General features: G+C 68.0%; 20 protein-coding genes. 9 read left to right on the plus strand and 11 right to left on the minus strand.

The window, feature by feature from the left end:
- The first annotated feature begins 15 nt into the window (after positions 1–15).
- Genes ASC98_RS23875 through ASC98_RS23885 form a run of 3 tightly spaced genes read left to right on the plus strand, consistent with a single transcriptional unit; the run spans position 16 to position 2,920 of the window.
- Positions 16–975, plus strand: a complete 960-nt coding sequence (locus tag ASC98_RS23875) for an acyl-CoA desaturase (protein WP_056815409.1) — start codon at positions 16–18, stop codon at positions 973–975.
- On the plus strand, positions 972–1,958 hold the full coding sequence (locus ASC98_RS23880; RefSeq protein WP_056815268.1) for an NAD-dependent epimerase/dehydratase family protein: 987 nt from the start codon (positions 972–974) through the stop codon (positions 1,956–1,958). Before ASC98_RS23875 ends, ASC98_RS23880 begins: the two co-directional genes overlap by 4 nt.
- Complete coding sequence (locus ASC98_RS23885; RefSeq protein WP_056815271.1) at positions 1,955–2,920, plus strand: SRPBCC domain-containing protein; 966 nt, start codon at positions 1,955–1,957, stop codon at positions 2,918–2,920. Before ASC98_RS23880 ends, ASC98_RS23885 begins: the two co-directional genes overlap by 4 nt.
- Here ASC98_RS23885 and ASC98_RS23890 read toward each other — a convergent pair.
- The 10 genes from ASC98_RS23890 to ASC98_RS23935 all read right to left on the minus strand — a co-directional run bounded on the left by ASC98_RS23890 (position 2,917) and on the right by ASC98_RS23935 (position 13,051).
- A complete protein-coding gene (locus ASC98_RS23890) occupies positions 2,917–3,129 on the minus strand; it encodes a hypothetical protein (RefSeq protein WP_056815275.1) in 213 nt (70 codons plus the stop codon). The genes ASC98_RS23885 and ASC98_RS23890 overlap by 4 nt on opposite strands.
- A gap of 123 nt (positions 3,130–3,252) precedes the next feature.
- On the minus strand, positions 3,253–4,197 hold the full coding sequence (locus tag ASC98_RS23895) for a LysM domain-containing protein (protein WP_157598074.1): 945 nt from the start codon (positions 4,195–4,197) through the stop codon (positions 3,253–3,255).
- Positions 4,198–4,325: 128 nt separating this feature from the next.
- On the minus strand, positions 4,326–4,511 hold the full coding sequence (locus ASC98_RS23900; protein ID WP_056815283.1) for a hypothetical protein: 186 nt from the start codon (positions 4,509–4,511) through the stop codon (positions 4,326–4,328).
- A 166-nt stretch (positions 4,512–4,677) separates the two neighbouring features.
- Complete coding sequence (locus ASC98_RS23905) at positions 4,678–5,967, minus strand: TIGR02270 family protein (RefSeq protein WP_056815286.1); 1,290 nt, start codon at positions 5,965–5,967, stop codon at positions 4,678–4,680.
- Entirely contained in the window at positions 5,967–6,845 is an 879-nt protein-coding gene (locus tag ASC98_RS23910) for a hypothetical protein (RefSeq protein ID WP_157598075.1), read from the minus strand. Before ASC98_RS23910 ends, ASC98_RS23905 begins: the two co-directional genes overlap by 1 nt.
- 26 nt (positions 6,846–6,871) lie before the next feature.
- A complete protein-coding gene (locus ASC98_RS23915) occupies positions 6,872–8,017 on the minus strand; it encodes a PAAR-like domain-containing protein (protein ID WP_056815292.1) in 1,146 nt (381 codons plus the stop codon).
- Positions 8,014–9,039 carry a 3-oxoacyl-ACP synthase gene (locus ASC98_RS23920; protein ID WP_056815296.1) on the minus strand — a complete coding sequence of 342 codons (1,026 nt, stop codon included), beginning with the start codon at positions 9,037–9,039 and terminating at the stop codon, positions 8,014–8,016. Before ASC98_RS23920 ends, ASC98_RS23915 begins: the two co-directional genes overlap by 4 nt.
- Before the next feature lie 10 nt (positions 9,040–9,049).
- Positions 9,050–10,174, minus strand: coding sequence for a DUF2169 domain-containing protein (locus ASC98_RS23925; RefSeq protein ID WP_056815300.1), 1,125 nt, complete (start codon positions 10,172–10,174; stop codon positions 9,050–9,052).
- A gap of 19 nt (positions 10,175–10,193) precedes the next feature.
- The gene (locus ASC98_RS23930; RefSeq protein ID WP_235581369.1) at positions 10,194–10,763 is read right to left on the minus strand and encodes a DUF6484 domain-containing protein; all 570 of its coding nucleotides are present in this window, start codon (positions 10,761–10,763) and stop codon (positions 10,194–10,196) included.
- Between the two features lie 8 nt (positions 10,764–10,771).
- On the minus strand, positions 10,772–13,051 hold the full coding sequence (locus ASC98_RS23935) for a type VI secretion system Vgr family protein (RefSeq protein WP_056815302.1): 2,280 nt from the start codon (positions 13,049–13,051) through the stop codon (positions 10,772–10,774).
- A gap of 182 nt (positions 13,052–13,233) precedes the next feature.
- Here ASC98_RS23935 and ASC98_RS23940 point away from each other — a divergent pair, with 182 nt between their 5' ends.
- The 5 genes from ASC98_RS23940 (at position 13,234) to ASC98_RS23960 (ending at position 16,147) form a co-directional block, all read left to right on the plus strand.
- Positions 13,234–13,875 (plus strand): type VI secretion system amidase effector protein Tae4, encoded by a 642-nt coding sequence (locus tag ASC98_RS23940; protein WP_082542083.1) that lies wholly within the window; start codon positions 13,234–13,236, stop codon positions 13,873–13,875.
- A complete protein-coding gene (locus ASC98_RS23945; RefSeq protein ID WP_056815308.1) occupies positions 13,872–14,189 on the plus strand; it encodes a hypothetical protein in 318 nt (105 codons plus the stop codon). Before ASC98_RS23940 ends, ASC98_RS23945 begins: the two co-directional genes overlap by 4 nt.
- 54 nt (positions 14,190–14,243) lie before the next feature.
- Complete coding sequence (locus tag ASC98_RS23950; protein ID WP_056820524.1) at positions 14,244–14,555, plus strand: hypothetical protein; 312 nt, start codon at positions 14,244–14,246, stop codon at positions 14,553–14,555.
- A gap of 168 nt (positions 14,556–14,723) precedes the next feature.
- Positions 14,724–15,089 (plus strand): hypothetical protein, encoded by a 366-nt coding sequence (locus tag ASC98_RS23955; protein WP_157598076.1) that lies wholly within the window; start codon positions 14,724–14,726, stop codon positions 15,087–15,089.
- Positions 15,086–16,147, plus strand: a complete 1,062-nt coding sequence (locus ASC98_RS23960) for a cupin-like domain-containing protein (RefSeq protein ID WP_056815313.1) — start codon at positions 15,086–15,088, stop codon at positions 16,145–16,147. Before ASC98_RS23955 ends, ASC98_RS23960 begins: the two co-directional genes overlap by 4 nt.
- Before the next feature lie 114 nt (positions 16,148–16,261).
- Here the strand turns inward: ASC98_RS23960 and ASC98_RS31385 are convergent, their stop codons facing one another.
- The gene (locus tag ASC98_RS31385; RefSeq protein WP_200953066.1) at positions 16,262–16,417 is read right to left on the minus strand and encodes a hypothetical protein; all 156 of its coding nucleotides are present in this window, start codon (positions 16,415–16,417) and stop codon (positions 16,262–16,264) included.
- A gap of 61 nt (positions 16,418–16,478) precedes the next feature.
- On the opposite strand from ASC98_RS31385, the gene ASC98_RS23965 reads away from it, so the two are divergent.
- On the plus strand, positions 16,479–18,662 hold the full coding sequence (locus tag ASC98_RS23965; RefSeq protein WP_200953067.1) for a di-heme oxidoredictase family protein: 2,184 nt from the start codon (positions 16,479–16,481) through the stop codon (positions 18,660–18,662).
- Positions 18,663–18,701: the final 39 nt, after the last annotated feature.

Here is an 18,701-nt window from a genome sequence, read left to right on the forward strand (position 1 = left end):
CGCGGAGCCATCGCCATGCGCAACGACGTCACCACCCTCCATGCCGATGCGCACGCCAGCGCCGTCGAAGGCCGCGTGGCCTGGGCCCCGGCGCGTTCGCTGTGGTGGTTCGCGATGGCCGCCGGCGGCGTGGTGGCCGTCGGCGTGTTTCCGAGCTGGGGCGGGCTCGCGCTGTTCCTCGCCAGCAGCGCCGTCACGCTGTGCCTCGGGCATTCGCTGGGCATGCACCGGCGGCTGATCCACCGCGCGTATGCCTGCCCGCTGTGGCTCGAACGCGGGCTGGTCTACCTCGGCGTGCTGGTCAGCATGGCCGGGCCGGTCGGCATGATGCGCACCCACGACCTGCGCGACTGGGCCCAGCGGCAAACGCGCTGCCATGATTTCTTCGCGCACCGGCGCGGCTTCTTCGTCGACGCGTGGTGGCAGTTGCATTGCGAGTTGCGCCTCGCCCGCCCGCCGCGTTTCGAGCTGCCCGGCCACCTGGCCGGCGACCCCGTGCTGATGTGGATCGAGCGGCACTGGTTGCTGCAGCAGCTCCCGTGGGCGCTGCTGTTCTTCGCGCTCGGCGGCGTCGGCGCGGTGCTGTGGGGCGTGTGCCTGCGCTGCGTCGTCAGCCTCACCGGCCACTGGATGGTGGGCCACTTCGCGCACCGCGTCGGCCACCGCAGCTGGCATGTCGACGGGGCCGGCGTGCAAGGCCACGACGTGCGCGGCTGCGGCCTCATCACCTTCGGCGAGGGCTGGCACAACAACCACCACGCGTTTCCCGGCTCGGCCCGCCTCGGGCTCTACCCCGGCCAGGCCGATCCCGGCTGGTGGGTGCTGTGCGTGCTGAACCGTCTCGGCCTGGTGTGGGACATCAGCCTGCCTGCCACCTTGCCGCCTCGCGCCGGGCTTCAGGCGCTCGAACCCGAGGCCGCCCGTGTGCTCGATGCCGCGTGCCCCGGGCCCTGCATTCCAAGGAGGTCGTCATGAAGGTCCTCGTCTGCGGATCGACCGGCTGCATCGGTGCGGCCGTCGTCCATGCGCTGCGTGCGCGCGGCCACAAGGTCGTCGAAGCCTCGCGCCGACCGGGCGCGGCGCGCCAGCACTGGCCGCTGGATTTCTCGAACCCGGTGGCGCCGCAGCGCTGGGCCGAGCGGCTGCGCGAAGCGCAGGTCGACACCGTCGTCAACTGCGTCGGCATCCTGCGGCCCTCGCGCGGGCAGTGCTTCGAGCGCGTGCATGCGCAGGGGCCGATCGAGCTGTTCCGCGGCGCGGCCCTGGCCGGCGTGCGGCGCGTGATCCAGGTGTCGGCACTCGGCGTCGGACCCGGTGGCATCGACAGCGAGTACCTGCACAGCAAGCTGCTCGCCGACGACCTGCTCGCGACACTGCCGCTCGACTGGGCGGTGTTGCGCCCGTCGCTGGTGTACGGGCCGCGCAGCGCGAGCGCCGCGCTGTTCGCGACGCTCGCGGCGCTGCCGGTCGTCAGCCTGCCGGGGCGCGGGCTGCAGCGCCTGCAGCCGCTGCATGTCTACGAACTGGCCGAGGCGATCGCACGGCTGGTCGAGCAGCGTGGCGCGCTGCGTTCGGTCTGCGAGCTTGGCGGTCCGCAGGTCGTCAGCTACCGCGAGATGCTCGCCGGCTACCGCGCCGCGCTCGGCCTGGGCGAGCCGCTGTGGCTGCCGGTGCCGATGTCGCTGATGAAGCTCGCGGCCCGCGTGGCTGGCCTGCTGCCGCAGAAGTCGTTCAGCCCCGAGACGCTGCGCCTGCTCGAACGCGGCAGCGTGCCGGTGACCAATGAATTGCCGACGCTGCTGGGCCGCAGCCCGACCGCGCTGGCGCAAGGCCTGCGCATCAGCCCGCCCGAGCCGCGCATCGAGTGGCGCGCCGGCATCGCACGCGCCGTCTCGCTGGCGCAGAAGCTGACGATCGGCGTGCTCGCGCTGCTGCTGTGGATCGCGCACACGCGATGAGCACCGGCCACCTTCCGTACCGCTACCGCTGGCCGGTGCTCGCCGGCGCGCTGGCGGGCATCGTGCTGCGGCTGGCGTTCTCCGGCGCGGCCGGCAGCCGTTGGTCGGCGATGGCCGGCGCCTTCGTGTTCCTCGCGCCGATCGCGGTGGGCATGGTCACCGTCTACATCGCCGAGCGCGAGGCGCCTTGCTCCTGGGGCTACTGCATCGCGGCGCCGTTCCTCGCCACCGGGCTGTTCGTCCTCGGCACGCTGCTGATCAACATCGAAGGGCTGATCTGCGCGATCGTCATCGCGCCGCTGTTCGGCGTGCTCGGCAGCGTCGGCGGGCTGCTGATGGGCGTCGCCTGCCGCGTCACCGGCTGGCCGCGGCCGACGCTGTATGCGGTCGGCGCGTTGCCGCTGCTGCTCGGCGGACTGGTGCCCGGCACCGCGTTGCAGGACGAACAGAGCCGCATCGAGCGCAGCCTGTGGATCGCCGCCCCCGCCGCGGTGGTGTGGCAGCAGTTGACGCAGCTGCCGGACATCCAGGCCGGCGAGGTGGAACGTGGTTGGGCCTACCGCATCGGCGTGCCGCCGCCGCAATCCGGCATCACCGGATCGGCCGGCGGCCGGGTGCAGCATTTCCGGATGGGCAAGGGCATCCATTTCGATGGCGACATCACCGACTGGCAACCGGCGCGCCGCATCGCCTGGACCTACCGCTTCGCCGACGACTCGGTGCCGTCGGGCGCGCTCGACGACCACGTGCGCATCGGCGGGCTGTACTTCGACCTGCACGACACCGTGTTCGAACTGCGGCCCGAGCGCGGCGGCACCCGCCTGACGATCAGCACCGGCTACCGCGTCAGCACGCAGTTCAACTTCTATGCGGACGGGGTCGCGCGGCTGCTGCTCGGCAACGTCAGCGAGGTGCTGCTCGAGTTGTACGAACGGCGCTCGGTGGCCGACCGGCGAGGCTAGTGCTTCAGCTCGATCGTGCCGCGCGCCACGTAGCGCTGGAAATCGCCGATCGGGATCGCGGTGGAGCCGTGCGTGTCACCGTCGACCCAGCTGAGCGTCGCGTCGGTGAGGGTGGTCTCGACCTCGATGGGGCCGGGTCGGATCTCGATCGCCTGGCCGTCCCCTTCGCGGTACTCGACCTTGCCGATGATCTGGGCTTCCTGGGGCATGGGTTCCTCCTTGATGTCATGTCATGGCTTGCGTGACACCAAGAGTCCCCGGCATGGCCGGTCGCGAGAATCGGACGGCATGCCGCAGCGGCGTAGGGCATTTCCTACGCCGCCGCCAGCAGCTCAGAGCGCGTTGACCTTTTCCTTCAGGCGCAGGGCCTTTTGCCGTTCGAGCCTGGCCGTCTCGTTGGACGGATCGAGCTCGAGCACCTTGTCCCAGGACTTGACCGCGCCGTCCAGGTCCTGGCGCGCCAGCGCCGAGCGGGCATTGCGCGAGTGCGTGTCGACCAGCCGCTTGCTGGTCGCGTCCGCCTTCGGGCCGGCGGCCGCCACGCCCAGGCTGGCCGCCTGCTTGTAGTCGGCCAGCGCGCGTTCCAGGTTGCCGGCCTTGGCCGAGGCTTCGGCGGCGCGGAACGCCTTCTCGCCGGCCGACGGCTCGGCGGGTGCGGCGGGCGCGGCCGCCACCGGCGGCGGTGCCGGTTCGGCGGCCGGTTCGGGCTTCGCCGGTGCGGGCCGGGTCGGGCGGGCCGGCTCGGGCGGGGGCGCCTTGCCGGGGATGCGCAGCGTCGTGCCTTCGCCGACCTGGCGCGGCACCTTGATGTTGTTGTAGCGCGCGAGGATGTGGAAGCTGTAGATGTCGCCGAGGAAGCGGCCGGCGATGCGCGACAGCGTGTCGCCCGAGCGCACCACGTACGGGAACGACTCGCGGCCGAGCGTGGCCTGCGGGTCGTCGGTCATCTGGCGCTGCAGGTTGAGCGCCAGCTTGTTGGCCGGGTCCAGTGTCAGTGCGCGCTGCAGCTCGGCACGCGCCTGCTCTTCGTTGCCGGCCTCGAGCAGCTCGACGACGCCTTGCGCGACCTTCTGCGACTGTGCCTGCATCGCCGGGGTCGGCGGCGGCGGCGGTTCCGGCGCGGGGGCGGGGGCCGGCGTGATGGCCGGCGGCTCGGGGGGAGGTTCGGCCGTTTTGGTGGCACAGGCCGACAGCGCCAGCGCCGCCACCAGGGCCGTCATCAGGACGGCCGTGCCGGCGAGGCGGGACGGTGCCGTGCGATCAGTGGTTGCGATCATGCGTTCCATCTTCAGTCGAAGTGAGCGGAGCCCGGCAGCCGGGCTGCCGTCCGGGTGGGGTCGGCGCCGCTGGGGCGAACGGCAGATTGTGCCCCGACCCGGGGTCGGATCAGACCTGCTTCACCCCGTCATCCGTGTGAAGAAAGTGCTTGCCACCACAACCACGTGGCCACCGCCGAGAAGATCGCACCGACCAGCAGCCAGGCCTTGGCCTGCGGGATCACGCGTCCGGCGGTGAGCCAGCGTGCGAGGCCGAGCACGAGGAAAGCGGGGCCGAGGATGGCGAGGATCAGCTTGGCGTCGATGGGGGGCATCGGTTTTCCCTGGGGTGTTCTGGCGAGCCGCGCGAGGGGCGCGGCGAGTATTGCATGGGGTGTGGGTCGGCGACGACGCGGGCGATCGACGCAGGGTGATGTCCCGCCAGGCCGAGCCGTCGAACATGAAGAGATCCCTTTCGCCGGCCGACGCGAGTCTGTGCAGTCAGGCGGGTATGGACGCGACCAGTCGTTGCTGCCGCCATGCGGGTGCTGCGACATTGAACAATGGCGTTCCCGGCTTCAGCAGGCACAGGTACTCGGCTGCAGCCATGCGTTGACGTTGCAAACCCGTGGTGAGCACCGACAAGCAATGTTTCCAGGTGGGAGCTGCACCGACGAAGTATTTCGTGCCTGCAGTGAACCGTGACCCGTGTGTTTGCCACCATGCCTGGATCTTCGATGGATCCGGCCAAGGCAGGCCGTGGTCCTCATCGAGCGCTGGATCGCTTTCGTCGGCGCTCTCACCACTCTCCTGATCGGCATTCGCCGGCGCATCGAGTTCCATGTCGAGCATCGAGAGATCGAGCCCTGTGATCATGCTGAACGACTCGCCAGCGAGGCGCGTCAGCCTGGCGTCGGTCATTTGCGTGATCAGCCAGGGGATGTAGAACGGATCCCCTGCTGCCGCAATGGCACGAATCAGAAGCCGACTCTGGGCAGGCTCCTTGGCCAGGGAGCGCAGCATGTCGGCAGCCCGGTCGGGCGCGGCGACCCGCAACCACAGCCCGGTGGCCTGGGCTTGTTGGCCGCCCGGACTGCGCAGCAACGACGACAACGCGTCCATGGCTGTCGTCCGGTCGCCAAGAAGCAGGGCGGACCGGGCGGCGAGAAGTCGCAATGCCGGGTTTGTGGCGGTGAGGGCCGTCAAGCATGCCGGCAGACGTTCGGTGCGGCCGGATTCGCCTGCAGCAGCGAGCACCCTGCCTGTGTACCGTCCGCTGGACAACGCAGCGTCCAGGGGTGCTCCAGGATCGACCTGGTGCAACCGGCATGCGGCCAGACCGATGTCGCATCGAGCCGAACTGGCCGAGGTCAGCAGGTTCTGGACGGTTCCTCGCAATTCGTTGGCGGGTACCCAGCCGAAGGCTGAAACCAGACCGACCATCGCAGCGGGTTCGGCCTCCGCGATGGCGACCAGGGTGTCCAGGCTCAGCGGATCCTGGTGGCGAATCGCGTTGACTCCCGCAGTGAACATCGCGCCAGTCGTCGGCTGCTCCAGGGCCCGCAGACTCCATTGGATCCCCTCGGCACCAGCCTCTGCCACGCCGTCCAGGTGTGCGGCCAACCGATCATCGAGGCGTCGCAGGTGGTGCAGTCGAACGTGCGGTGCACGTACGAGACCCGAGCGCACCGAACGCAGCACGGCAGCGTCTTCGAGGTGCTGCTGCAGCACGGCCTTGACAGGTGGCCGCCGGAACGGCGAGGCGGCAGAGGAGTCAGGCAGCGCAGGCATCAGTCGATACGCTTCCAGGCATTGCCATCGAAGGAGAAGATGTCCGAAGCCCCGATGGACCAGAGGACGCCTTCGGCCTGGGTCAGGCGATGGAACGTCGCCGGGCGGTCGGCGCCGAAGTCGACGGACTGCGGGCCGTCATCCGTCAGCACGAACAGATCGGTCATGCTGCTCAGGTAGAGCTGCCCCTTGTACCAGGCGACATCCCACAGGTCTTCGGCGAAGTCACCCAGGTCGACGACATCCCATTGCTGGCCACGACCGCGCAGCAGGCTGCCGCTCTGGCCGCAGATGACGACGTCCTTGTCGGTCGTGCACAGCGCGGTGAGGATGTAGTTGGTCAACGCGCCGAGGGATGTCCAGGTCACGCCGTTCCAATGCCAGATCTCTCCGGCCCATCCCGCCGCGTAGACCTCGGTGCCGGCGAAACCGCCGATGGCCTCGAAGCCGGCGTTGGTTCCGGCGGCCGGCGCGGGCGCGCTGATGTCGCTCCAGCGGCCTTCGTCGTCGCGCCGATAGACCTGACGCTTCATCCCGCAGGCGTAGACCAGGCCGTCGATGACGCCAGCCGAACGGATCACGCTCGGCACGGGTGTCAACTGCTCTTCGGTGTGCTTGCCGGCGGCATAGGTGAACACGGCGCCTTCTTCGCTGACGACCACCATCCGCTCGCTGGGCCGCCTCGCGATGGCAATGGCGGTCGCTGTCCAGTTGCGATCGCCCATGTGGCCGAACTTGCCGCCGTCGAAGCCGATCAGCCGCGAATGCTCGACATGCTGCTGATCCAGGTTCCGGTCGCGTCCGATGACGTAGACCAGGTCACCGAAACGTGCGGCGCCGACGCCGAACACGGTGGATTTGGAGATGGGTTTTTCCATGAGAGTGTCGGCCTCGTCCGAGGCGCTTAGCGGAGGACGACCTCAGGCTGGTAGGCCTGGGCGCGTGAGGATATGTCCTGGTTGGACATCGTACTGCCCGAGGGGCTGTGCTTGACATCGCGGTCCTGCGAGCCCATGCCCTTGTGGCCTTGCCTGAGCTGGTCCTCGATGCAGCTCTGGCTGCAACCCGACCCCTTGAAGACTTCCGCGGCACCGGCCGCTGCGAGCGTCACTTCGGCCTCGAACGGGTGATAGACCCCCTTGCCCGGGCCGTTGGCCTTGTGATGCGAATGGCGCAGGCCATGGCTGCCGGCGGTGTTGCTGCCGCCTTCCGCACACATGCACGGTGCCTTGGAATCGTCGTAGTTCTGCCAGTCGGGAAGTTTCACGCCGTCTTCGTAGCCCTTGACGAAGAACGAGGCCTTCGGGACCAGGTGATCGGCGGTCTGTGCCGGGCAGCAACCCGAGACCCCGTCCTTCTTCGAGTTGTACGGCACGAGGCGGCAGCGGCGAGCGGCCAGGCACTTGTTGGCCGCGGACTTCTTGCTCTTGTCGTCCGCCCAGGCCTTGGGCGTCGCGAACCCTGCGGCCTGCGCGTCGGCGCCGCTCTGGATCACGTTGCCGGACAAGCCGGCGTCGGCGCACACGTCGGTGTCCTTGTACGGCGCATATTCTTCGCACGCCGATTTTTCCCGGTCCACGTCGCCCTTGCAGTTGCCCCCGCCGGCCGCCATGGTCATCTCGTCGATGTGGGGCCAGGGCGTCGTGTTGGGACCCTGGGAGGCATGGTTGTGGGTGGTCAGGTCGAGGTGGCGAACGACGTTCTCGCCCTCGACCTTCACATCCATCGACCACATCGTGAAGTAGACCTTGCCCTTGATCTGGCTCGTCACGACCCCCTTCTTCGGCGCCGAGCCGGCTTCATCGCCGGTGCTGGTCTTGAAGTACGACTTGTTCTTGAGCATGACCTCCTTGCCGGAGATCTGGATGGTCGTGGAGCCGTCGGTGCAGTCCGAGGCCATGCCGGTGTTGGGGTAGGGAATTGGCACGCCCGGGGGCGTGGCCGGTGTCAGCGGTGGCGTGAAGCACACGTCCGGAAAGGCGCATATCGACTTGCCGGCGGCAGCCTTGCACGACACTTCCATCATGTTGGCGAAGACTTGATTGCTCACAGGGCCTCGGCGTAATGAAGAATGGCAGCGGCGCGTTGTCCGGCATCGTTGCCGAAGTGGGTGACGATGTTCGGCCCGAGCGTGTAGCCCTTGCGGCAGGCGGCTTCGGCCACGCACAGGACGGCCAGGCCGCTCGCCGAGCCGGTCTCGCCGATGCACTCCGCAGGGTGCCAGATGTCGAAGGCTTCCTTGCGTCGGCGCAGCGTGCGGGACAACGCGAGGGCGGCCTCCTTGAAGTAGTACTGCTCACCGGACACGTCAGTGATGCGGAAATCCATGTCGTGCATCTCGCGGCCGGCATCGACCAGGGCCTGCTTGATGGCGGTGGCGAGGCCATCGGCGCGAAGCGGCTCCTCGGAATTCACATGTGCTTTCTCGACGCCGAAGCCGACCCCGAGGCAGCGCAGTTCGGCGCGCGCGCTGCCTGCCCGCCCCAGCAGCACGGCGCCGGCCGCTTCACCAGGCAGGAATCCGTTCGAGTTGGTGTCCGTGAGCAAGCGGTCGCCTTGTTCCATCGCGCTCAAGGTGGGCCACGACAGCAGGCTGTCGACGCCTGCCACGATCACGCCGGGGCATTGCGGATCCTGGAGCATGCCGTGCGCCGACGCGAGTGCCACCGCGGTGCCGACCCGGCCATGGGCCACGACGGCGGAGTTGGCCGCGAAGCGTGTCGACAGCAGTTCCTGGATCTCGCCGAACAGCCGGTCGTCGAGACCGTCTTCGCGGCCGGGACGCTCGCGTTCGGCCACGCAGAGCAGCAAGGGAACGCGTGCCTTCTCTTCGGGGCCGAGGCCGACCAGGCATTCCTCGATCGCCATCGCGGCCATGCGTGCCAGCCTGTGCAAGCCACGCCAGGGCTTGTCCAGGCTCACTTCATGGGCCGCAATCGGCCTGCCGGCCGGATCGATGAAGCGCGTCACGCCGGGATTGGAGATCTTGGCGCGGATGGCCGCACAGGCGGTCGAAGCCGTCAGCCCCACGCTGGTGACCAGACCGGTCTGCCGGATGGCAATGGACGTCATCGGCATGTCGTCAGGGCGCCAGGGTTGTTTCACGCCGGGGGACGTGGATCATCACGACGGGCACGGGGAAGCTGTTGAGGTCGCGTTGCTGCCACCATTCCCGCCCCTTCTTGCCCACCAGCACTTGCGCGATCTCGAACAGGTTCTTCTTCAGTGGCCGCGCGACGCGCCACGTGAGGCTGAACCGCTGCAGCTCCGGCTCGATCACGATCGTGTCGAGCGTCGCGGTGTAGTCCTCGCGCTCTCCGCGCTTCGGGAACACGTGCACCGGCGCCACCAGGTTCGGGATCGTGAACCGCGTCAGCCCCTCGGGCGTCAGGTTCGCCAGCGCCACCTCGACCGGCCCGCCGACGAACGCCTGCAGCGGCAGCTGCTGGTCCAGCGGCGCCGCCTGGAAGTACTGCGCGTCGAAATCCGGCGGCAGGAACGGGAAATGCTGGTCGAGCCATTCGTCGTCGTAGGTGCCGGCGAAGCGCGAGCGCGACGACCACCCGCGCCCGAGCGGCCCGTACGACATCGGCGCGTAGTCGCTGTCCGGATCGCTGACGCTGCGCCCGATCTCCTCGGTGCGCGGCAGCGGCTTGCCGTCGACCCAGGCCTTCTTCAGGTGCTTGTGGAAACCTGTGCCGACCGGGTTCGCCATGTAGGCGGCATGCTGCGACGGGTCTTCATGCGCGAGGTCGGCACCGCCATACGCCACGTCGTAGCTGATCGGCTGCGTGACGAACGGCTCGGCCGGCGTCGCGCGCAGCGTGGCCAGGCCGCAGTCCCAGTGCCGTGCACCGACCACCGCGATGCGCTTGCTCCAGTTGCCGATGCGGATGCCGGTCTCGACGCGCGTCGTCGGCCGGCCGTGCGGCGCATGCGCACTGCCGAGCAGCAGCACGTCGACGCGTGGCTTGCGCGGCGCGAAGTCGACTTCGTACACCGGCGCCGACAGCCCCGGTTCGCCGGTGAAGGTGTCGGCCATCACCAGCGGAAGCTGCTCGTCGTGCAGCGCGAAATGCGTCGCCGGTTCGCCGGCGAGCGGAAAGCGGAAGGTGCCCTTGATGACGACCACGAGCGACTCGCGCCCGCTCGGCTCGAGCCCCATGTTGTAGCCCGCCGTCATGCGGGTGGCGTTGATCAGCTCCATGCGGGTACTGCAGCGTCGATCAGTTCAACTGCACCGAGCCGCCCTTGATGCGGTTCACGCCGGTCGAGCGGCTGGAGACGTAGCTGCCCTGGATCAGCACCTTGCCGGCTTCGGTCAGCGTGATGCTGGCCTTGCCGCAGCGCAACGTGAGCTCCTTCTTCGCGCTGACCAGCATGCGCTGGCCGTCGCTGTCGAGCTGCACCTGGTCGGGCCGGTCGGCCAGCGGCCAGCCGGCGGCCGGGCGCAGCACGCCGGTGACGATCGGCAGCGCCGCATCGCCGTTCTCGAACATCAGCGTGACCTGCGCACCGATGTGCGCGCCATGCAGGTCGAGCACCGAGCGCGCACGCAGCGCCGCGGTGCCGGGCTGGCCGGGGTACAGCACCAGCGGCGTCGCGCCGTCGTCGGTGATCGCGATCAGTTCGCCGACCACGACCGACGGCAGCGGCTCGCTGCGCAGCACCGCCGCGCGCGACTGCAGCAGCGGCTGCAGCGCATCGTGCGGATCGCCGACGGGCGGGAGTGGCGTGGCTTCCTCGCGCTCGTGCGCTTCCAGGAGTTGTTGGTCCAGCGTGTCGCGGCCGCTCATCGTGTGCCTCAGTTCTGCAGAATCTTGGAGCCCTTCATCACGATGTTGCCGCCGGCCTTCTTGTTGATGTTGCCGGAGCCCTCCACCGTGATGTCCTTGCCCTTGATGACGATCGTGCCGTCTTTCTTCATCGTGATGCTGGCGTTGCCAGTCTTCAGCGTGATGGAGTCGGCCGCCTCGAGCACGTAGTTCTTGCCCACCTTCAGCGTGTTGTCTTCGCCGATGGTGGTGTTGCGCGCCTTGGCCACCTGCACGCTCTGCTTGCCGCCGACGCTCAGGCTGCGGTCGGAGCCGACGTCGATGCTCTGCTTGGCGCCGATCGAATGGCTTTCGTTGATGCCGACCGAGACCGAGCGCGTGGCGCCCACCGTGATGCTCTGCGCCGCGCCGACCACCACTTCCTGCGCCGCGCCGATCGCCACCGTTTCGTTGACGCCGACCGCGCGGGTGCGCTGCAGCGCGACCGTCTCGGTCTTGCTGGCGCCGATGGTCACCGTGCGGTTGCTGCCGATCGCGATCGTCTCGTTCGAACCCACCGTTTCGGTGCGGTTGACACCGATCGCGATGGTCTCGTTGCTGCCGACCTTCTCGTTGCGGTTGACGCCGATCGTGATGTCTTCGTTGTTGCCGACCTTCTCGGTGCGGTCGACGCCGATCGTGATGGTCTCGTTGTTGTCGACGGTCTCGGTGCGGTCGTGCTTGACGTGCACCGTCTCGTCGTGGTCGATGGTCTTGGTGCGGTCGTGGCCGACCCATTTGGCTTCGTCGTTCTCGACCTCGATCAGCTGGTCTTTCTCGGCGTGCAGCCACAGCTGCTCGGCGCCCTGCTTGTCCTCGAAGCGGATCGCGTTGGCGTTGCCGTAGCCGCCGCCTTTCGACGAGCGGGTCAGGATGCCCGACTGCGTCGCGTTGGCCGGCAGATCCCACGGCGGCATCTGCTCGGCGTTGTAGACGCGGCCGGTGATCAGCGGCTGGTCGGGATCGCCCTCGAGGAAGCCGACGACCACTTCCTGGCCGATGCGCGGAATCGAGATGCCGCCGAAGTTCTTGCCGGCCCAGGGCGACGACACCCGCACCCAGCACGAGCTCTTCTCGTTGTTCTGGCCGAGGCGGTCCCAGTGGAACTGCACCTTCACGCGGCCGTACTTGTCGGTGAAGAGTTCTTCGCCGCCGGGGCCCACCACCACGGCCGTCTGCGGGCCCTGCACGAAGGGCTTGGGCGTGATGCGCTGCGGGCGGAACTGCTGCTTGCTCGGGATCGCCGAGAAGGCGCACTGGAAGCCGGCGCCGGCACCGCCCGAGTCGTGCACGCCGAGCTCGGCCTTCACCGACATCGACGTGATCAGGTACTCGCTGTTCTGGTCTTCGCGCGGGTGCTTGGTGAGCTTCAGGTTGCAGCCGACCTTCAGGCCGAGCGCGTTCGACGCGCCGCGCAACTGCGTGTAGCGCGACTGGATCTCGTCCATGCGGTTCTCGATCCACTGCGAGCCGTCGGCCTTCTGGACGTAGTCGCCCTGGTAGTCGAAGCTTTCGTAGTCGGCGAGATCGTGCGAGCGGGTGTTGGCGGTCTCGACCTCGAGCGAGGTCGACGGGCGCTCGAAGTCGTAGCTCGTCATCACCGTCTTGCCGGTGCGCACCGATTCGTCGAACACCCAGTTCGAGATGTATTCCTGGTCGGGCGGCGCGCTCGCGCTGTCTTCGATGTAGCGCATGCTTTCGTAGCCCGGCGCTGCGTCGTGCGCGCTCTGCGAGTCGACGAGGATCAGCTTGTGCGCGCCGTCGGTGTGCTCGAAGTACCAGTAGATGCCTTCGTGCTCCAGCAGGCGCGCGATGAAGTTGTAGTCGCTCTCGCGGTACTGCACGCAATACGTCCACGGCTGGTACGAGCGGAACAGCTTGGGTTCGAAGCTCGCGACGCCGTGGTCGCCGAACACCTTCTTGACGATGTCGGGCACCGACATGTCCTGGAAGATGCGGCAGTCGGTGGTGCGGGTCAGGAACCACAGCCACGGCCGCACGGTGGCGCGGTAGCCGAAGTAGCGGCCCTTGTGCCCGCCCAGGCCGAAGCGCGTGACGTAGCCGTTGTAGTGGCGCTTGGCGCCGCTCGCGAGCGTGACGTTGACGGTGACCAGCTTGCCGAGCAGGTCCTGCGGCTTCAGGTCGGACTTTTCGCTCAGCAGCGACAACTGCATGTCGCCCAGCGAACTCAGGCCGGTCGAGTACGTCATCGACTCGAAGAACAGGTCTTCGGCCGGAAGCGGTGAACTCAGCGTGATGGGATTGGCCATGGGTGCGCTTGCTGTGCAGACAAAGGGCGCACGGGCGGTGCACCATGGTCCCCAGAGTAGGAAAACCGGCCCGGGGGGTAAAGCGACGAAAGTCATGTACCCCCCGGGACGGGGCGCTCGCGCCGGGTGGTTTGCCCTAGCATCCGCGCAGGCCGGAAGGCCGATCAGGTGAGGAGAACACGATGGGCGCAAGAAAACCAGGGCCGCTGTGCGTGACCAGCGCGGAGCGCCGCGACAGCGGCACCGCGTGCCTGCACCGCACCGATCCGCCCGGGCCGACCCGCTCGAAGACCGAGCCCAAGCCGCCGGAACTGACCTTCGACAAGCTGTGGCAGGGCTACCCGAGCAGCAAGCCCTATGTGGACAAGTCGGGCGATCCGCCGAAGGGCTTCGAGAACCAGTGCGCGATCAAGGTCAGCGTCGCGCTGCATGCGGCGGGCGTCGACATGAAATCGTTTCGAGGTGCATCGGTCAGCGTCGACGACAAGCGCCTGGCGATCCGCGCGGAGGAACTGGCGGCGTGGTTAAAGACGCAGCATCTCATCGGGCTGCCGCTGAAGCCGGAGAACGTGACCGGCAAGGAGTGGCAGGAGAAGATCAAGGGGCGCAAGGGGATCGTGTTCTTTGCGAACTACTGGGCGCGACCGGGCGAAAAGAATCTGACCGGGGACCACATCGACCTGTGGAACGGCAGCCGACTGACGGCTTCCGGCTGGCAAGGCATTGCAGTCACGGTGGCGCGGTTTGGCCTCGGCATGGAGTCGGGCCTCGGTTTCTCGAACCTGGGTGATGCCACGTCGATCCTGTTCTGGGAGATTCGATGAAGAGGCTTTTCTTTTCTACCGCCGTGGCGGTGGGGTTTCTCTTGGGCTGCGCCATCGCCCGTGCCTTGTGGGGAGCATGGACGCCGCTCTGTTCCGAAACCTGTGCTCCCTCGTTGACCTTGAGTCTGTACGCGTTCTCTTTGGCGTTGCCGTTCATCTGGGGCTACGTGGGCGCGACCGTGGGATCGCCAACGAGTAGCCGCAAGCGCAAGGTCACCACTGCCGTGGTTGCATCTGCTTTCACGGCGGCAACCATCGTGGGCTTGACCATTGCGCTGCATGTGGTGCCGCCGGTGAACTCGATATCCGGCTGAGCGGTCGTGACAGAAGGTGGGCGAAAGAAGTGGTTGCCACGCTTGGCGAGCGTCATGAAATCGCTCGTCGCCGCGATTGGTGCATTCGTGGTCGGTCTTCTTCTGACGTGGCTTTGCCTCTACACGCTGAGTCACGCGCATCTGCCGCACCTTGGGCAGAAGCGCAGCGGCTGCGATGTCGACCATTGCGGACCCTCGTGGGTTGCGCCCGCCACTCTCGTGTTCTTGCTGTTGCCCGCGGTGGGTTTTGCCTTCACGGGATACGTGGCTGCTCGCCGTGGGTGGACGGTGCGCAAGACGGGAGGGATCTTCGCAATCCTGATCGTTGCCACCACGCTCCTGTTTACCTGCATGTTCATGCTGTAGCCGCTCTATGGCGCCTCGCCACTCACCAACCGTTACGCCTCCACCCCTCGATCCGCCGATTCCCCGTTGTCCAACGCCCCCCGGCGCCCGTAACATTCCTGCCGCAATGGAAGAGGGCAGACGGGCGCCACCCAGGACGCCCGCGTCGACCGCATCGGAGGGATCTTCATGGCATTGCATGGCGCCAACACCGCCCCGCAGGAAAACCTGCCCGAACTGACCAGGCTGCGCTTCATCGTCGGCGGGCAGCACGGCGTCAACTTCTTCTTCGTGCTGAGCGGCTTCATCCTGACCTATCGCCATCACGACTGGTTCGACGGCGGCGTTCGCGATGGCTTCGAAGGCGGTCCGCCGCTGGTGCACGGGCTGTTCGTGCTCGGCACCGTGGCCGCTTCCGTGCTCTGCTACCGCTTCGTCGAGGTGCCGTGGCGGCGCCGCTTGCGCGGCACAGTCGGTGCTGACACGCTGGACACTCCCGCGGCCGCCGCACCGGCCGCATCCCTGCAATCCCAACCGAGACCCGCTCTGCCATGAACTCTTCCACGCTGATGCCCGCGCCGCGCCCGCGCGAGATCGAGGCCCAGACCCGGCCGGTCGACAACGGCTGGCTGCAATGGGTGGCCGAGAACAAGCTGCGCAACTGCGCGATGGAGTCGATGCTGCAGACGATGACGGCCGCCGGCCTGTCGCGTGCCGAGTCCGAGGCCGCGATCATCCGCATGGACAGCGACCCGGCCTACCTCGCGGCCAAGCGCTACCAGCAGATGCAGCGCAAGTTCGAATCGGTGCTCGCGAACCAGCAGAAGCTGTGGGAATCGTCGCCGCACTACGGCCGCGTCGAGAAGCGCAGCCATGTGTCGCGCGACGAGTTCATTGAACGCTATGTGCGCGGCAGCCGCCCGCTGGTGCTCACCGAAGCGGCACGCGACTGGCCGGCGCGCACGCGCTGGTCGCCGCAGGACCTGAAGACTCGCTTCGGCCACCTCGACGTCGAGATCCAGGCCGAGCGCAACGCCGACTCGAACTACGAGCAGAACAAGCTCGAGCACCGGCGCACGGTGCGGCTTGGCAACTTCGTCGACCAGGTGCTGGCCGGCGGCGCGACCAACGACTACTACCTGACGGCCAACAACGAGGTGCTGCGCCGCCCCGAGTTCGCGCCGCTGCTGAAGGACATCGGCACGTTGCCCGAGATCTGCGACCCGGCGCAGCTGGCGGCGCGCTCGTCGTTCTGGTTCGGGCCGGCCGGCACGCGCACGCCGCTGCACCACGACACGCTGATGCTGATGCACACGCAGATCGTCGGTCGCAAGCGCTGGCGTTTCATCTCGCCGCTGGAGACGCCGAAGCTCTACAACCACTTCCGCGTCTACAGCCCGATCGACCTCGACGCGCCGGACCTGGTGCGCCACCCCGATTTCGCGAGCGTGAAGGTGCTGGAGGTGATCGTCGAGCCGGGCGAAACGATGTTCCTGCCGCTCGGCTGGTGGCACCAGGTGACCTCGCTGGACGTGAGCCTGTCCTTCTCGTACTCCAACCTGGCGATCCCGAACGACTTCACCTACGTGAACGCGGAGATCCACAACTGGTGATGTGACGCTCCTTGTCTGGAATGCCTCTTGCAACTGGTGCTCGAACAAAACGAATGCCAGCACGGGCGGGTAACCGCCTGTATCAGCAACAGCGAACAGGGAGGGTTCCATGAATCAGAAGCGCACGCCGGCACGAGCCGGTCGGAACGACAGGTCGCGAACACTCGCCACGGTGGCGATGCTGTTCAGCACCGCGATGGCGCTGTCGGCCTGCGGTTCGGGCGGAGGCGATGACTCGGGCGCCGCGAGCAGTCCGCCGCCGACGAGCAATGCGCCGGCACCTTCACCGGCTCCGGCTCCAGGCCCCACGCCTTCGCCCGCGCCCGCCCCGGTGCCTGCGCCGTCCCCTGCACCGGTTCCGGCGCCGAGCCCCGCACCGTCCCCCAGCACCCCGGTCTCGTCGGCACCCGCACCTGCCGGCACCGGTGCGACCGACTACGTGCCGCTGTTCAACAGCAGCACCCAGCTGATCGAACAGATCCAGGTCACCGAAGCCGACGGCACGCTGGTCACTTATGCCGGTTTCCGCCCGACCCCGCGCCATGCGCGCGAAGGCGGCGAGCCGTGGACCGACACCGTCGACAAGGGGCCGGGCAGCTACTTCGCCTTCCCGCCGTTCTACTTCCAGAACCGCACCTTCGGCCTGGTGATCCGCGACGAGGTGCCGGCCGGCCGCCAGAAGATCACCGCGTACCTGAAGCCGAACGTCGGCACGATGATCAACAACAGCTTCAGCGCCTTCCGCCGGCTGGACCCGAACGTCATCGAGTACGGCTGGAAGATGGGCGTCGGCTACACCAACCCGAAGGACGGCACGCAGCGCTGCAACCCCGCCACCGCGATCGCCGACCTGTGCGTGGCCCAGAGCATCACCGACTACTGGCGCATGGCCGACGAGGCGCAGTACCAGGGCATCACGCGGGCGAACAACAAGCTGAAGGTCGGCGACAAGATCGAGATGTCGCCCGGCGTGTTCCTCGACTACACGCCCGGCACCGACATCGCGCTGATCGACGGCGGCCACAACCGCGACTACTCGTTCGAGCAGCTCTACGTGGTGGGCAAGGGCATGGTGCCGTGGTACGGCATCGCGCCGAAGCTCGACACCACGCCGCTGCCCGACGACGCGCTGCTCGGCGGCCAGGCCAGCGTCTCGTACAACTATTCGGAAGAGCCGCACCGCGTGTTCCAGCAGGCGGCCAACAACATCGGCATTGCCGACATGCAGCGCTTCGTCGAAGGGCGCCGGCTGTTCCACACCTCGTTCCTCGACGGCAAGCACTCCGAGAGCCCGACGGTGAACCCGGTGTTCACCGCGCACGCCGGCCAGCTGGGCGAACGCTTCAACGAAGTGCGCTGCCTCGGCTGCCACACGCTGAATGGCCGCAGCCCGGCGGCCGACGTCGGCACGCCGCTGAACAAGTTCGCGGTGCTGACCGCGGCGGCCAGCAGCACGGCGGGCGTCACGCCCGACGCCACCTATGGCATCAACGTGCAGCAGCTGTCGCGCACCGCCGGCGCGGCCGACTACGGCGTCAGCATCCAGTCGTACGTGAAGACGGTGCGCACGCTGGCCGGTGGCGAGACGGTCGAGCTGCAGAAGCCGGTCTATGCATTCAAGGGGCCGGTGCCGGCGCAGCTGTCGGTGCGGCAGGCGCCGCAGGTGGTCGGCATGGGGCTGATCGAGGCGCTGGACGAAGCGACGATCCTCGCGCTGGCCGATCCGGACGACAAGAACGGCGACGGCATCCGCGGCATCCCGAACTGGTCGACCAACCCCGAGACCGGCCAGCGCCACCTGGGCCGCTACGGCTGGAAGGCCGGCAAGGCGACGGTGCGCCAGCAGGCGGCGGGTGCTTTCCTGCAGGACATGGGCGTCACCACCCCGGCCTTCAAGACACTGGGCTGCCTGCGCGGCGCGGCCGATTGCAAGACCAGCACCGCGACGCCGGCCGTCAGCGACCTGGAGCTCGACCGCATCGCGTCGTACCTGCAGCTGCTGGGCGTGCCGGCGCAGCGCAAGTACGCGAGCGGCTACACGGATGGCACGGTGACGCCGCCGGAGCACGACATCCCCGACACGCTGCGTACGGCGATTGCGCGCGGCAATCAGCTGTTCGCTCAGGCGGGGTGCATCGGGTGCCACACCGCCGAGCTGAAGACCGGCGGCAACCACCCGTTCCAGGAACTGCGCAACCAGACCATCCACCCGTACACCGACGTGCTGCTGCACGACATGGGCGCGGAACTGGCCGACACGATGACCGAAGGCCAGGCCGGCCCGAGCCTGTGGCGCACGCAGCCGCTGTGGGGGTTGGGTTCGCTGAAGTGGGTGCAGAAGGAAACCGGCTTCGCGGATGCGAGCACCGTGCGCTACCTGCACGACGGGCGCGCCCGCACGCTGGTGGAGGCGATCGGCTGGCACGGCGGCGAGGGCAGCGGCAGCCGGGCGAAGTTCGAGGCGATGAGCAAGGCAGATCGCGATGCGGTCGTCGCGTTCCTCGAGTCGTTGTAGACGTATGAGGGCGGCCGGCCTCAGTGCCGCGCCGCCGCC

The sequence above is a fragment of the Rhizobacter sp. Root1238 genome (genome assembly GCF_001425825.1).
Taxonomy (GTDB): domain Bacteria; phylum Pseudomonadota; class Gammaproteobacteria; order Burkholderiales; family Burkholderiaceae_C; genus Rhizobacter.